13 protein-coding genes are annotated in these 14,514 nt (G+C 63.3%); 4 read left to right on the forward strand and 9 right to left on the reverse strand.

What is annotated here, in order from left to right; translation table 11 throughout:
- Nucleotides 1-130: 130 nt before the first annotated feature.
- The 3 genes from glpK to LRQ04_RS13905 all read right to left on the reverse strand — a co-directional run bounded on the left by glpK (nucleotide 131) and on the right by LRQ04_RS13905 (nucleotide 4,352).
- Nucleotides 131-1,645 (reverse strand): glycerol kinase GlpK, encoded by a 1,515-nt coding sequence (gene glpK / locus LRQ04_RS13895; RefSeq protein ID WP_235520728.1) that lies wholly within the window; start codon nucleotides 1,643-1,645, stop codon nucleotides 131-133.
- Nucleotides 1,646-1,721: 76 nt separating this feature from the next.
- Nucleotides 1,722-2,474: an MIP/aquaporin family protein gene (locus LRQ04_RS13900; protein WP_235520729.1), complete on the reverse strand. Its 753-nt coding sequence runs from the start codon at nucleotides 2,472-2,474 to the stop codon at nucleotides 1,722-1,724.
- Between the two features lie 93 nt (nucleotides 2,475-2,567).
- Complete coding sequence (locus tag LRQ04_RS13905) at nucleotides 2,568-4,352, reverse strand: glycerol-3-phosphate dehydrogenase/oxidase (protein WP_235520730.1); 1,785 nt, start codon at nucleotides 4,350-4,352, stop codon at nucleotides 2,568-2,570.
- Nucleotides 4,353-4,474: 122 nt separating this feature from the next.
- Between LRQ04_RS13905 and LRQ04_RS13910 the strand changes: the two genes are divergently transcribed.
- The 4 genes from LRQ04_RS13910 to LRQ04_RS13925 are packed head-to-tail and all read left to right on the forward strand — an operon-like array spanning nucleotide 4,475 to nucleotide 8,401.
- Nucleotides 4,475-5,437 (forward strand): sugar-binding transcriptional regulator, encoded by a 963-nt coding sequence (locus tag LRQ04_RS13910; RefSeq protein ID WP_211712312.1) that lies wholly within the window; start codon nucleotides 4,475-4,477, stop codon nucleotides 5,435-5,437.
- A gap of 33 nt (nucleotides 5,438-5,470) precedes the next feature.
- A complete protein-coding gene (locus LRQ04_RS13915) occupies nucleotides 5,471-6,367 on the forward strand; it encodes an aldo/keto reductase (RefSeq protein WP_235520731.1) in 897 nt (298 codons plus the stop codon).
- Between the two features lie 10 nt (nucleotides 6,368-6,377).
- Entirely contained in the window at nucleotides 6,378-7,322 is a 945-nt protein-coding gene (locus LRQ04_RS13920; protein WP_235520732.1) for an alpha/beta fold hydrolase, read from the forward strand.
- Entirely contained in the window at nucleotides 7,319-8,401 is a 1,083-nt protein-coding gene (locus LRQ04_RS13925; RefSeq protein ID WP_235520733.1) for a glycosyltransferase family 1 protein, read from the forward strand. Before LRQ04_RS13920 ends, LRQ04_RS13925 begins: the two co-directional genes overlap by 4 nt.
- 14 nt (nucleotides 8,402-8,415) lie before the next feature.
- On the opposite strand, the gene LRQ04_RS13930 is transcribed toward LRQ04_RS13925, so the two are convergent.
- From LRQ04_RS13930 to mihF, 6 genes are all read right to left on the reverse strand, one after another.
- Nucleotides 8,416-10,509, reverse strand: coding sequence for a primosomal protein N' (locus tag LRQ04_RS13930; RefSeq protein WP_235520734.1), 2,094 nt, complete (start codon nucleotides 10,507-10,509; stop codon nucleotides 8,416-8,418).
- Nucleotides 10,510-10,667: 158 nt separating this feature from the next.
- Nucleotides 10,668-11,897: a methionine adenosyltransferase gene (gene metK, locus LRQ04_RS13935; RefSeq protein WP_235520735.1), complete on the reverse strand. Its 1,230-nt coding sequence runs from the start codon at nucleotides 11,895-11,897 to the stop codon at nucleotides 10,668-10,670.
- Nucleotides 11,898-11,973: 76 nt separating this feature from the next.
- On the reverse strand, nucleotides 11,974-13,221 hold the full coding sequence (coaBC, locus tag LRQ04_RS13940; protein ID WP_235520736.1) for a bifunctional phosphopantothenoylcysteine decarboxylase/phosphopantothenate--cysteine ligase CoaBC: 1,248 nt from the start codon (nucleotides 13,219-13,221) through the stop codon (nucleotides 11,974-11,976).
- Between the two features lie 27 nt (nucleotides 13,222-13,248).
- Nucleotides 13,249-13,509: a DNA-directed RNA polymerase subunit omega gene (rpoZ, locus tag LRQ04_RS13945; RefSeq protein WP_017197559.1), complete on the reverse strand. Its 261-nt coding sequence runs from the start codon at nucleotides 13,507-13,509 to the stop codon at nucleotides 13,249-13,251.
- Nucleotides 13,510-13,549: 40 nt separating this feature from the next.
- Nucleotides 13,550-14,122, reverse strand: coding sequence for a guanylate kinase (gene gmk, locus LRQ04_RS13950; protein ID WP_235520737.1), 573 nt, complete (start codon nucleotides 14,120-14,122; stop codon nucleotides 13,550-13,552).
- A gap of 21 nt (nucleotides 14,123-14,143) precedes the next feature.
- The gene (mihF, locus tag LRQ04_RS13955) at nucleotides 14,144-14,470 is read right to left on the reverse strand and encodes an integration host factor, actinobacterial type (protein ID WP_211712304.1); all 327 of its coding nucleotides are present in this window, start codon (nucleotides 14,468-14,470) and stop codon (nucleotides 14,144-14,146) included.
- Nucleotides 14,471-14,514 lie beyond the last annotated feature (44 nt).

Below are 14,514 nucleotides of genomic sequence, written 5' to 3' on the forward strand. Positions count from 1 at the left end.
CCCACCAAACCCATGGGCTGGGTGTAAGGGGGCCGGACGCCAAAAGAGGTTCCGGGGACTCCCCGCCATGGTGTGGTGGGCACCGCGAAGCGGGCGGGCGGGAGTCCCCGGAACCTCTGTCAGGAGAAGGCTACTTAACGTCCTCGTCGACCCAATCCATGGACTTGGTCACTGCCTTCTTCCAGAGCCGCAACTGGCGCTCCTGCTCTTCGGCGGGCAGCTGCGGCTCCCACCGCTTGTCTTCGCCCCAGTTTGCACTGAGCTCGCCGAGGTCGTTCCAGAAACCGACAGCGAGGCCTGCCGCGTACGCGGAACCGAGGGCCGTGGTTTCCACGACCTTCGGACGGACTACCGGGACGCCGAGGATGTCTGCCTGGAACTGCATGAGGGCATCGTTGGCGACCATGCCGCCGTCGACCTTCAACTCCGTGAGCGGGACGCCCGAGTCGGCGTTGACGGCGTCGAGGACTTCGCGAGTCTGGAAGGCTGTGGCTTCCAGGGCTGCGCGGGCGATGTGGCCCTTGTTGGCGAAACGCGTCAGGCCTACGATCGCACCGCGGGCGTCTGCCCGCCAGTAGGGTGCAAAAAGGCCGGAGAACGCGGGGACGATGTATACGCCACCGTTGTCTTCCACTGCAGCGGCGAGTTCCTCGACCTCCGGGGCTGAACTGATCATGCCCAGGTTGTCGCGGAGCCACTGGATCAAGGAACCCGTGACGGCGATGGAGCCTTCCAGTGCGTAGTGCGGCTTGTTGTCGCCCAGCTTGTAGCCGAGGGTGGTGAGCAGGCCGTTCTTGGAGTGGACGATTTCCTCGCCGGTGTTGAAGATCAGGAAGCAACCGGTGCCGTAGGTGTTTTTCGCTTCGCCGGCTTGGAAGGCCGCCTGGCCGAAGGTTGCCGCCTGCTGGTCTCCGAGGATGCCCGCAACCGGGGTTTCGCGCAGCAGCTGCGAGGTGTGGACGTGCCCATAGACCTCGGAGGAGGACTTAATGGTGGGCATCATGGATGCCGGCACACCGAAGATGTCCAGGATTTCCTGGTCCCACTGCAGTGTTTCGAGGTCCATGAACATGGTGCGTGAAGCGTTGGTGACGTCGGTGACGTGAACACCACCGTCGACGCCTCCGGTGAGGTTCCACAGAACCCACGCGTCGGTGTTGCCGAAGAGGAGGTCTCCCGCTTCGGCACGTTCACGGGCACCGTCGACGTTGTCCAGGATCCATTTGATCTTGGTGCCGGAGAAGTAGGTGGCCAATGGCAGGCCGACCTTCTGCTTGAAGCGCTCCGGTCCCCCGTCCTTGCCGAGTTCGTCGACGATGGACTGGGTACGCGTGTCCTGCCAGACGATGGCGTTGTAGACCGGCTCGCCGGTGTTCTTGTCCCAGACCACTGCGGTTTCGCGCTGGTTGGTAATGCCGACGGCGGCGATATCGTGCCGTGTCAGGTTCGCCTTGGACAGCGCGGAGCCGATGACCTCGCGGGTGTTGTTCCAGATCTCGACGGCGTTGTGCTCCACCCAGCCGGCCTGCGGGAAGATCTGCTCGTGCTCCATCTGGCCGGTGGACACGATGTTGCCCGAGTGGTCGAACACGATGGCCCGGGAGCTGGTGGTGCCCTGGTCAATGGCGATGACGTATTGGTTCATGGTGACGTCCTTGTCTGTTGTTGGTTACTCAGTGGCGTTGTGAGGGTGTGCGTAGTGTGCGTCGATCAAAAGCGTTTTAGCCGGCAATGGCGGGCATGATGTCCGGGACCCACAGGGCCACGAGTCCGGCAAGTGCGCCACCGACCAGCGGTCCGACGACGGGAATCCAGGAGTAGGCCCAGTCGCTCGAGCCCTTGCCCCTGATGGGCAGGACGGCGTGTGCGATGCGGGGGCCAAGGTCACGTGCAGGGTTGATGGCGTAGCCGGTGGGACCACCCAGGGATACACCGATACCAACAACAAGCAGCGCTACGGCCAGCGGGCCGAGGCCGGAAGGTGTGCCGCCGAAGGTCAGGATGACGAAGACCAGGACGAACGTGCCAATGATTTCGGTGATGAGGTTCCACGGGGTGGAGCGGATGGCCGGGCCGGTGGAGAAGGTTCCCAGCTTGTTCGCTGCCAGGGGCTCATCATCGAAGTGCTGCTTGTAAGCGAGCCAGCAGACAACGGCACCCAGGAAGGCGCCCAGCAGTTCGCCACCGAAGTACGTCAGGGTCGAGCCGAAGGTCACTGCCACATCCGGGGCGTACTCTTTGCTGCCTTTGACCAGCAGGCCCAGGGTGACGGCCGGGTTCAGGTGTGCACCGGACTTTGCGGCCACGAAAACGCCCGCGAAGACCGCAATACCCCAGCCCCACGTCACCATTAAGAATCCACCGTTGTTGCCCTTGGTGCCTTTGAGCGCAACGTTTGCCACGACACCGCAACCCAGCAGGGTCAGCATCATGGTTCCGAATACTTCGGAAAGGAAAACAATTCCAAGAGACATCTTTGACTCCTCATTTTTCTGTTGTCAGCCTCCTCGCGGGTGAGGGGGCTGTGTGGGGCGGTTCCGGTTTCCGGAACCGCCCCGATGGTGGTTTCAGGCCACCAAGCTGTGCACGTCAACCTTGTGGAACCGTTGCAGTACTTCCTGGGCGTGGCGGATTTCCGCTTCACGGGCGGCGGCGTCCCAACCAAGTGGCTCAGCAAGCGCGGCAGCGATCTCGTTAAGCAGCTCCCCTGTTACCAGGCCGCGGAACGCAAGGGATGTCCGGCGGATCAGGACGTCCACCAGGTGCCCGATCTGCTCGTGCTCTGCCATGAAGGCCAATTCGCGGACACTCAGTTCGCGGGTGGACCGCAACGGTGTGTCGTGTCCGGCATTCAGGTAATCGATGACGGCGTCGGCCCGTGTTCCGTAACGGGTCAGCAGGACAGCGACGCGGTCAGCGTCCAGGCCCGGCCCCATGTGCTTCTTGATCCATTCCTGTTCACCCTGCTCGGTGGCGGGGAAGCCGGCACCGCCACCGATGGCGAGTTTCGCCGTCGAGACTTTGCGTTCCATGCCCAGTTCGCGAAGGACGTCATTGGTCATGTGCTCTGCAAGGGCGCGGAATGTGGTCCACTTTCCACCGACCAGGCTAAGTACGACGGCGGCCTTACCGCCTGGCGTTGTCACAGCGTCGCTGCCCGTGCGGACGCTGCGTTCGATCCTGTAGTCGCGGGAGACGAAGCCGGGCTGCGTGGCGTCGTGGCGGGGCAGCGGACGGACGCCGGCGAAGCTGTACACGATCTGTTCGCGTTCGACCTTGATGGTGGGGAACACGTGGCCGACGAGGTCGAAGAAGTAGTCGATCTCCTCTTCGGTGCACACGGCGTCTTCTGACATGTCCGCATCCACGTCCGTGGTTCCGACCAGCACGCGGTCTCCCATGGGGTAGATCAGGACGATGCGGCCATCGGTGTGTTCAAAGAAGATCTCCCTGCCATTGCAGGCGGCGAGCAGTTCGGGGTGGTCCAGGACAATGTGGGATCCCTTGGTGCCGCCCATGAATTTGCTGACGGCACCCATGGCCTGGTTGGTGAGGTCCACCCATGCGCCTGTGGTGTTGACGATGACGTCGGCCTGGAAGTCGAACTCCTTGCCGGTCAGTTCGTCGCGGAGCCGCACCCCGTCCGTGCCCATGGAAACGAGCGAGACGTAGTTGCTGGCGCGGGCGCTTCCACCGGGGAGTCCGCCTCCACGGCCTGCCTTTTCGCCATCCTGGAGGACGTCCAGGGTCAGGCGTTCGGGGTTGTGCACGGATGCGTCGAAGTACGTTGCAGCGTACTTGATGCCGGAGTGCAGCTTCGGAAGTTCGGCGAGGGCCTTGGTGCGGCCCCGGAACTGGTGCCGCGGAACACTTCCACCGTCGCGGGAGAAGAAGTCGTACATGCTCAGGCCCACCTTGATGAGGAACGCACCACGTTCCTTCGGCTTGCCCTGCTTGTGGGTCAGGAAGCGCATGGGGGCCGACAGGATTCCGGAGAAGGTGCTGAAGATCGGGATGGTTGTCTGCAACGGTTTGACGTAGTGCGGCGCGATCCGCAGGAGCCGGTTTCGCTCCACTACCGATTCCTGGACAAGGCGGAACTCGCCGTTTTCGAGGTAACGGATGCCACCGTGGATCATGTGGGACGAGGCACCGCTGGCACCCTGGCAGTAGTCGCCACGTTCAACAAGTGCCACATCGACGCCCTGCAGGGCGAGGTCACGGAACGTACCCACGCCGTTGATGCCACCGCCGATGATGAGTACCTTCGCCGAGGGCCGCTCCTGCAGTGCAACGACGGAGTCGCGCTGCTGTGCGTGCTGTGAGGTACCGGAAATCCTGTTGTGTCCCAAAACTGCTCCCTTGGGCTTGGTTCGTGCGCCGCGCCACTCGCTGCTGCACCGTTCACCACTAATCTTGCGAAGGTGGAAAATGGAGTCAAGCTATTTGCACAAACGTGCAGTAAGGAAATGAGATGGCACGATCACGTCACTCGGATGCGCTCCGGGCTGCACAAATGTATTACCTGCAGGACCTGACCATGGATGCGATTGCCCGCGAGCTGCGGACCTCACGATCCACGGTGTCACGGCTGCTCTCCTCTGCGCGGGAAACGGGCCTCGTGCAGGTACAGATCCGCAGCCCGTTCGACACGGGCCCGGAGCTGGAAAGCCAGATCAGGAACCAATACGGAGTGGACGTTCACGTCGTGCCGGTGCTGGACACCCTCAATGAAGCCGAGACGTTGGACCGTGTAGCCATGCAGGCAGCGCGAACCATTGGCCCCCTGGTGGATTCGAACGCCATCATCGGGGTGGCCTGGGGTGCGACCCTCAGTGCAGTCAGCCGCCACCTGACCCGCAAGGTGACCCACGACAGCATCGTGGTCCAACTTAATGGGGCCGGAAACATGCAAACCACGGGCATCACGTACGCCAGCGACATCATGCGTCGCTTCGGCAGCGCCTACGGAGCACGGGTGGAGCAGTTCCCGGTGCCCGCCTTCTTTGATCACGCCTCCACCAAGACAGCTATGTGGAATGAACGCAGCGTTCAACGCATCCTCGATTTGCAGGCACGGATGAGCATTGCGATCTTCGGCGTCGGCTCTGTCGATTCCGATTACCCCAGCCACGTCTACGCCGGCGGATACCTCGATGAACACGACCTCAGCATGCTGGCTGCCGATGACGTTGTGGGTGACGTCGCTACAGTGTTTTTCCGGAGCGACGGTTCCTCCGACGGCATCACCTTGAACGAACGTTCCACGGGGCCGGGCCACGAGCAGCTGCGTCAGGTCAGGCGCCGGATTTGTGTCGTGTCAGGCGCCTCCAAGATCAACGGGCTCCAGGGTGCCCTGGCGGCAGGACTGGCCACCGACCTGATCCTGGACGAAGCCTCCGCCCGGCGCCTGGTGAGTTTCAACGGCCATGCCTGAAGAAATTGCTTCCGGATGGGTAGAGTCGTTGCTATGAGATCCTCCTCCAAGCTGACATCGGGCCGGCTGGCACTTAACAACGGCGTACAGATGGAACGCCTGGGATTCGGACTCTATAAGGTCCCGCCCCATGACGCTGACACCTTGGTTGCCACGGCACTCGGGGAAGGGTACAGGCGCTTCGACACTGCCGCGATGTACGGCAACGAGGTAGGCGTTGGCCGCGGAATCGGGGCAGCCATCGGCGATGCCGCTGCAGCCCGCAGTGCCACTGGCGGTTCCGGGGAAGCCATACATGGCCTCTCCCGCGAAGACCTGTTCGTAACAACGAAGGTCTGGAACGATGACCAAGGCTACGACTCGACACTCCGGGCTTTCGACACCTCCATCTCCAATCTGGGGCTGGACTACGTGGACCTCTACCTGATCCATTGGCCCTGTGCCGGCCGGGGGTTGTTTACCGAGACCTACAAAGCGATGGAAACCCTGTACCGCGAAGGCAAAGTCAGGGCCATTGGCGTATCCAACTTCCAACCCGGACACCTTGAAGTACTTATGGACAAGGCAGAGGTTGTTCCGGCGGTCAACCAGATCGAGCTGCACCCGTGGCTGCAGCAGACCAGGCTCAGGACCCTGCATGAACAGCTGGGGATCGCCACGGAGGCCTGGAGCCCACTGGGTCGCGGGCAGGTCCTGGCCGACCCCGCCATTGTTTCCCTGGCGGAAAAATATCACCGGACCCCGGCACAGATCATTCTCCGCTGGCACCTCCAGCTGGGAAACCTGGTCATCCCGAAGGCAAGTTCTCCCGGCCGGATCAAGGAGAACATTGCCGTCTTCGACTTTGAACTGGACACCGCCGACATTGAACGCATGGCAGAACTCGAGCGGCACCACCGGACGGGTTCGCACCCGGACAACGTGAACTAGGACTATCCGTATGGAAAAAGTGGACACCTCGCAATCGCCTGACGGTGCCCAGGCCCCCGACAAGTTCTTCAGCGCGTCCTTGCCCGGGCGGACACACGCCTCGGATGTCGATGTGGACGGCAGCAATATCGCGTATTGGACCTATGAGCCCGTGTCCGTCACGGCTGCAACCCGCACCATCCTGGTCATCCACGGTTTCCGGGGCGACCACCACGGGTTGCTTCGCGTCGCCGACCAGCTCCCCGAAATGCGCATCATCATGCCGGACCTTCCGGCCTTCGGCAGCTCGGAACCCTTCGTTGGCGACGAGCACAGCGTGGAACGCTACGGCCGGTTCATCTCCAGCTTCATGGCAGCGATCGGCCTCGGCCCCAAGACAGTACTGCTGGGGCACTCCTTCGGTTCCATCGTGGCCAGCCACTTCGCAGCAGCGCACCCGGGATCCATCTATCCCCTGATTCTGGTCAACCCCATTGCCGCGCCGGCACTCGAAGGCCCCAAAGGCATCATGACCAAACTGGCTGTGTTGTACTACCAACTCTCGGCAAGGCTCCCCCGCCCCCTGGGGCTGGCCGTACTCCGCAACCGGGCGATCGTACGCATTATGAGCATCACCATGGCCAAAACCAAGGACAAGAACCTGCGCCGGTTCATCCACGCACAGCATGATGCCTATTTCAGTGCCTTCGCCGACCGGAACAGCCTGCTCGAATCCTTCAAGGCCTCGGTCTCAGGCAACGTAGCAGAGGTCGCCGAACGGCTGGCCCTCCCGGTTCTCCTCATCGCCGGCGAAAAAGATGAGATCGCCACCCTTCCCAACCAGCACAAACTGATGAAGCGACTGCCCGACGGAACCCTGGAAGTGATTCCCGGCGTCGGGCACCTCATCCATTACGAGACGCCGGCCCCGGCCGCAGCAGCCATCCGCACCTTCCTGGAGGAACATCCCGCGTGAAAATCGTCATCGACGCCCGCTTTACCCGAACGGACCACCACGATGGCATCAGCCGCTACGGTTCCAGCCTCATAGCAGCGACATCCAAGATCGCGGATGTGACCATGCTGATCAGCGACAAGCGCCAGCTCGCCCTGCTGCCGGATGTTCCCTACGTGCTGATCAACAGCCCCCTCTCCCCACTGGAGCTGTTTGTTGCCCGCAAAGTCAACCCGCTGGGCGCAGACGTCGTAGTCTGCCCCATGCAAACCATGGGTACCCTGGGGCGGCGGTATGGCTTGGTCCTGACATTGCATGACCTCATCTACTACGAGCACCCCACGCCCCCCGGTTTCCTGCCGGCTCCCGTCCGCTTGCTGTGGCGGCTCTACCACAAGGCATTTTGGCCGCAGCGTTTCCTCCTGAACCGTGCCGATGTTGTGGCCACCATCAGCCAGACGACCCGCGCCCTCATGGCCAAGTACGCACTGACGCAACGGCCGGTGCGCATAGTGGGCAACGCCCCCCAGCCCGGCCAGACACCCCGCGATCCTGCTGCGGGCGCTGACAAGACGCTGCTGTACATGGGGTCGTTCATGCCGTACAAGAACGTGGAAACGATGATCCGGGGCATGGCCGGGCTGCCGGACTTCACCCTCCACCTGCTCAGCCGGATCACTCCGGAACGCAAAGCGGAACTGGAAGCGATGGTTCCGCAAGGAGCCAAGGTAGAGTTCCACAACGGCGTCACGGACGCCCAATACGACGAACTCCTTGTCCGGGCCACCGCGCTTATCAGCCTTTCCCGTGCAGAGGGCTATGGCTTGCCGCTGGTGGAGGCGATGGCGCTGGGAACACCCGTGATCGCCAGCGACATCCCGATTTTCCGTGAAGTAGGCGGCGATGCCGTGAGCTACGTGAACCCGGATTCTGCATCTGAATTCGCAGCCGCCGTCACGGCCTTGGCTGAGGATTCCCTCTGGCAGGAGCGCTCCGTGCGGTCAGTGGAGCGTGCGGCAGAATTCAACTGGGACGAGTCGGCACGGCAACTCCTTGCAGCAGCCGAGGAAGTAATGGCCCTGCGGAAACGCAGAGGCTGACGCGCACGCGCCGGTTAAAGTACGTCCACGCCGTCCAGACGGACTTGCACAGGTCCGGACGTGCGCTTGGCGGCGCTGGCGGCCTTCACGGCGCGCATGGCACGGGTGGCCGCGGCTGCGTCCGCGTAGGGAATGAAGTAAAGCGTCCTGACATCGGCATCATCCGCTGGTGACTGCGCGATTCCTGTAAGCGCCTGAAGGGGCGCCGGCCCGGCGCTGCGGAGCCTGCTGCCTGACGGCAGCGCCGCATTCGCCTCGAAAGCTTGCGAGAAGTGTCCGACGTCGGCCCTCCCGCCGGTGATGGAGGCGACCCGTACCGCCGGGGGCAACTGCAGTTCCTTCCGTAGTGCCAGCTCGCGCGAGGCGTATCCCGGGCCGTCCCAACGCAGCAACGCACCGGTCGCGGCGGTATCGTCCGCCGTGATCACCACGAGTCCGCCCTGGCTTGCGGGCTTGACGAGCGCAGCAGCGTTGAACCAGCGCCTGACAGTGTCCTCGCCTGCCCGGAGGTTCTCGCGCCGGAGCAACGAGTTTCCGTCCAGCAGCAAGGCCGCAGCGTAGCCGTGGGCAGCGACCGGCTCAGCCCCGACAGTTGCCACTACCAAGGCCGGAGCATCAGGCACCGTCGCTTTGATGTGCTCACCCGAGGAAGTCACCACCGCCTTGCCCGGGAAGGCTCGCCCGAGTTCCTCCGCAGTCCGCATCACACCCACAGCGCCACGCCGGAGCCGGGTTCCGCTGCAATGGCTACAGCGCCACTGAGGTGCCGGCGTCGAGCACCAGCGGCACGCAGGAATGGCCGATCCGCTGGATACCGCCAACGGCCCTTGGCAGGCGTTGCAGCGGGCAAGTTCACGGCACGTCTCGCACACCAACGACGGTGCATAGCCGGCCCTGGCAACCTGTACCAGGACCGGACCCCGTTCCAGGCCTTCCTTCGCCGCGCGCCACGCGGCCCCGGGCAGGCGGGCAATGCGTGCCAAGGGATCCCGTTCCTGCTCAAAACTGTCCGCCGTGTTGAGCACCCGGGGAACCGTCGAACGGACCACGGATCGTGGTGCCTCAATGGGTACCGCCCACTGCATCTCGACGAGGCGTTGGAGTTCAGTACTGCGGCTGTGCGATGCCAGGAGGCAGGCGGCAGCCTCCTGTTCGGCACGCAGCAGCAGGACCTCCCGGGTGTGTGCGTAGGGTGTCCGTTGTTCGATGTGCAGGTCATCGCCGTCGTCCCAGCACACCACAAGGCCCAGATTCTGCACAGGGGCGTAGGCGGCTGAACGCGTGCCTATTGCCACTCCCGCCGAACCAGTCAGCAGCCGAAGGAAGTTCCGGTAGCGGGGCGTCTGGCCGTCGTCCGCGGTGAGCCGGGCGACGTCCGACTGAGGCAAGACATTCTCCAGCGCCGCTTCAACCCGTTCCAGGTCCCGGTAGTCGGGTACGACCACCACGGCGCCCCGGCCCGAGGAGCGGACAGCCGCGACCGCGGAAGCGACAAGCGCCGGCCATCCGTTGGGACCGAATCCCTGCAAGGCGGTCAGGACAGCCTTGGGTGTACCGCCACTGGCCAAGTGCTGCACGTACGCTGCACCGTTGGTGTATCCCTTCCAGCCATCGGCCGGGCCGGAAGCCAGCTCAGGGGTCCCTGCCGCTGCCAGCTCGCCGGCGAGCAATTCTTTCTCCACTTTGGCGACCCTGGGCGGGACAGCAGTCCGGAGGACGTCGCTGAGCGTACCTGCATACCGGGAAGCGACATTGCCGGCCAGCTCCGCGATGGCCGGAGTCAGGACGGCCACCGGGGAGACGACTTTGTGGAGGGTCGCCAGGGAGTGGGAGCCCTCCGAATCCGCGCGGCGTTCTACGATGTACCCGTTCAGCTCCTGGCCATTGAACTTGACCTTGACGCGAACGCCGGGAACAGCCACGTCAGCAAGTTCCGCGGGCACGCTGTAGTCGAATGGCCTGTCCAAATGTGGCAACGAGGATTCAAGCACTACCCGTGCCACGGGGTTCTCCGCGGCGAGGGGCGGCCCGTTGACAGGTGCCCGCTCTGGAAAACCCTGCAGCAGTGAAGGCTGCAGCAACGAGGGCTGGGTTTCGAATCCTGCCACGCACTTCACCTCCACCTCACCATTGGACATCCACGAATATCGTCAACGCAGAATGCCCGCAGCGGGATTGACCCGCTGCGGGCATCTCTCCGGCTTCAGCAAACCATGGGGCACCGACAAAGTTGTAACCCGTGCCCAGGCCGCGCAAAGCAAAAGGATCAGGCGTTGAAGTATTCCTTCAGGTCATCAACCCGGTCCAGCCGCTCCCACGTGAAGTCGGGGTCGTCGCGGCCGAAGTGGCCGTGCGCCGCCGTCTTGGCGTAAATGGGGCGCTTCAGGTCAAGGGCGTCAATGATGGCCCGGGGACGCAGGTCGAAGAGTTCCGTGATGGCCTCGCTGATACGGGCCGGATCAACGGTTTCCGTGCCAAAGGTTTCCACGTACGTTCCAACGGGTCGGGCCTGGCCGATGGCGTAGGCGATCTGGATCTCGGCACGCTTGGCCAGTCCGGCGGCGACAACGTTCTTGGCGACCCACCGCATGGCGTACGCAGCCGAACGGTCCACCTTCGACGGATCCTTCCCGGAGAACGCTCCACCGCCGTGCCGGGAGAATCCGCCGTACGTATCAACGATGATTTTGCGGCCGGTAAGGCCGGCGTCTCCTACCGGGCCGCCGATCACGAAGGCACCGGCGGGGTTCAGGATGTTGGCAGTGTGCGCGATATCCAGGTTGGACGCGGACAACACGGGGTCGATCACGTAGCTGGCGAGATCCGCACGGAGCTGCTCCAGGCTCGCTTCCTCGGCATGCTGGCTGGAGATGACCACTGTTTCCACAGAAACGGGCCGGTCGCCGTCGTAACCTACCGTGACCTGGGTCTTGCCGTCGGGGCGGAGGTACGCGAGCTCGCCGTTCTTGCGGACTTCGGTAAGGCGTTCCGAGAGGCGGTGGGCCAGCCAGATGGGAGTAGGCATGTATGAGGCGGTCTCATCGCTGGCGTAGCCAAACATGATGCCTTGGTCGCCGGCGCCCTGGAGGTCGTAATCGTCTTCCTGGCGGCCTTCGCGGGCCTCAAGGGAGTTGAAGACGCCACCGGCGATGTCGTTGGACTGTTGGCCGATGGAGACGGAAACACCGCAGCGGGCGCCATCGAAGCCGTTGGCGGAGGAGTCGTATCCGATACCGAGAATGGTTTCGCGGACAATCTGCGGGATCTCGACGTAAGCGTCAGTGGTGACCTCACCGGCCACGTGGACCAGGCCAGTGGTGGCCATGGTCTCCACGGCCACGCGGGATTCAGGATCCGCGGCCAGCAACGCGTCAAGAATGGAGTCGCTGATCTGGTCGCAGATCTTGTCCGGGTGCCCTTCGGTGACCGACTCTGAGGTGAAGAGCCGGAGCTTGGACGGGGTGCCATGGTGTTCATGGTGCAGCGGTAAAGTCACTCGTCCACCTTACTGGGTTGCGGGACAGCGGAAACTTCCGTGTGTCCCTTTGCTAAGAATTCGGGTGTGGGTTCGGTTACACAGCGGGAAAAACCCGTGCAAGCTCGGCGCCCACCCGGTCGATCACGGCGGCCGCAACGTCGGCCTTGGAGCCTGCGGCGGACTCCGGTTCTGCCCCGTGGCCTGAAAGGATGACGACGGAGTTGTCGTCCTGGCCAAACACACGACCGATGCCAACATGGTTGACTACCAGGAGGTCGCAGCCCTTGCGCTTGAGCTTGGCTGTCGCGTGCTCCAGGACGTCTCCTTGGGCATCGCCCGTTTCGGCCGCGAAGCCCACGATCAACTGTTTGCCACCTTCGGCGTTCCGCCGTTCAACGAGCTCGTGCAGGATATCCGGGTTCCGGACCAGGTGCACCAACGGTGCGTCCTCGCCGTCGACCTTCTTGATCTTGGTGTCTGAAACTTCCGCCGGACGGAAGTCCGCCACAGCCGCCGCCATAATCACGACGTCGGAATCGGCCGCCGCTTTCAGCGCCGCTTCCCGCAACTCCAAAGCAGACTCAACGCGGACAAGCTCGACGCCGGCCGGCGGCTCGACGTCCATATGGGCCGCAAGGAAACGGACAGTGGCTCCGGCGGACAGCGCGGCAGCGGCCAGGGCCGCGCCTTGCTTTCCTGACGAGCGGTTGCCCAGGAAGCGCACCGGATCCAAGGCCTCCCTGGTTCCGCCGGCGGAGATGGTCACGACGCGTCCGGCAAGGACGCCGGGGTGGCTGCCTTGAACTACAGGGGATTCCGCGCCGGCCAGCGCCATGGCAGCTGCGAAGATCGCTTCAGGTTCCGGCAGGCGGCCCGGACCCGAGTCTGCACCGGTGAGGCGCCCGGAGGCAGGCTCAAGGACTGTGACGCCGCGGCTGCGCAGCGTCTCCACGTTGGCCTGGGTTGCGGCGTGTTGCCACATTTCCGTGTGCATGGCCGGAGCAAAGAGGACAGGCCCGTGGGCCATGAGGAGCGTGTTGGTAAGGAGGTCGCCCGCCTGTCCGGTGGCTGCCTTCGCCAGGAGGTCGGCCGTGGCCGGAGCAACGACAATCAGGTCCGCCTCATGCCCCAGCCGGACATGGTTGACCTTCTCCACGTCGTCAAAGACGCTGTTGCTCACCGGATTGCCCGAGAGGGCCTCCCATGTAGCCACACCAACAAAGCGGGTCGCCGCTTCGGTGGGAATGACTGTCACCTTGTGACCGGCTTCAGTAAAAAGCCGGAGGAGCGATGCAACCTTGTAGGCTGCGATCCCTCCCCCGACTCCGAGGACTATGCGCACGTGACCTCCGTCAACAGGCAGCCTGTTTTATTCTGCGGGCTCGATCGGCGTGGAGACCAGGAGGCCTTCGTTGATCTCGCGCAGGGCGATCGACAGCGACTTTTCGTTCAGCTTGGTGTCGACCAGCGGGCCAACGTACTCGAAGAGACCCTCGTGCAGCTGGGCGTAGTACGCGTTGATCTGGCGGGCACGCTTGGCGCCGAAGATCACCAGGCCGTACTTGGAATCGGCAGCCTCAAGCAGCGAATCGATCGGCGGGTTGATGATGCCTTCAAGGTTCGTGGACACGAATTCTCCAAATTCTAGCGGGCCAACAAATGCAGGCGCTTTAGCGCCCGTGCGGGGTAAGCCCCATGAGTGAAACAAGCTCGTCCGCTGCCCGGCGAACGTCGTCATTGATGACGGTGTGGTCAAACTCCGGTTCAGCAGCAAGTTCCAGTTTAGCGGTTTCCAGCCTGCGCTGCTGTTCCTCGGGGGTTTCGGTGCCCCGGCCCACCAGCCGACGCACCATTTCATCCCAGCTCGGCGGGGCCAGGAACACGAAATTGGCGTCAGGGACTGCCTCTTTCACCTGCCGGGCACCCTGCAGGTCGATCTCGAGCAACACCGACTTCCCTTCGGCAATCGCTGCATTCACCGTGCTGCGGAGGGTTCCGTACCGGTTGCACCCGTGGACAACAGCCCATTCGAGAAGTTCACCCGCTGCAACCAGGTCATCAAATTCTTCAGCGGTCTTGAAGAAGTAGTGGACGCCGTCCTGCTCTCCCGGACGGGCGGCCCGGGTAGTTGCCGAGACTGAGAGCCAGACCTCCGGATAGTTGTCCCTGATGTAGGTTGAAACGGTTCCCTTGCCAACGGCAGTGGGGCCTGCAAGGACAGTCAGTCCAGGATTCTTGCTCACGGATTCCTTCGGGGAGATGCGTCAAACGCTTTGCTGGGTATCCATAAAATCTACCAGCGCCCGGGCCTGGTGAATTCCCAGCCCCCTGATCCGCCGGGATCCGGCGATTCCAATCTCCGCCATGATCCCGGCGGCCCTGACGGGTCCAATACCCGGCAGGGCCTCCAGCAATTCCACGACCCGCATGCGGGCTATCGCCTCATCGGTGGTGCCCGACGAGATCAGCTCGGCAATGCTCAGCTCACCGCGCTTGAGCCTTTCCTTGGCTGCCGCACGCACGGCACGTGCCTTGGCAGCCTTTTCAAGGGCATCGGAACGTTCCTGCGGTGTCAGCTCTTTAAGGCCCACTGCCAAACCCCTGTCAGATCGAGATTGTGATCCAGATCACGCGG

The sequence above is a fragment of the Paenarthrobacter sp. AR 02 genome (genome assembly GCF_021538675.1).
In the GTDB taxonomy this organism is placed as follows: domain Bacteria; phylum Actinomycetota; class Actinomycetes; order Actinomycetales; family Micrococcaceae; genus Arthrobacter.

Bases quoted from the DNA above. Each gene is read 5' to 3' on its own strand.
- glpK (WP_235520728.1), bottom strand. From the start codon at position 1,645: ATGAACCAATACGTCATCGCCATTGACCAGGGCACCACCAGCTCCCGG.
- LRQ04_RS13900 (WP_235520729.1), bottom strand. From the start codon at position 2,474: ATGTCTCTTGGAATTGTTTTCCTTTCCGAAGTATTCGGAACCATGATG.
- LRQ04_RS13910 (WP_211712312.1), top strand. From the start codon at position 4,475: ATGGCACGATCACGTCACTCGGATGCGCTCCGGGCTGCACAAATGTAT.
- LRQ04_RS13915 (WP_235520731.1), top strand. From the start codon at position 5,471: ATGAGATCCTCCTCCAAGCTGACATCGGGCCGGCTGGCACTTAACAAC.
- LRQ04_RS13920 (WP_235520732.1), top strand. From the start codon at position 6,378: ATGGAAAAAGTGGACACCTCGCAATCGCCTGACGGTGCCCAGGCCCCC.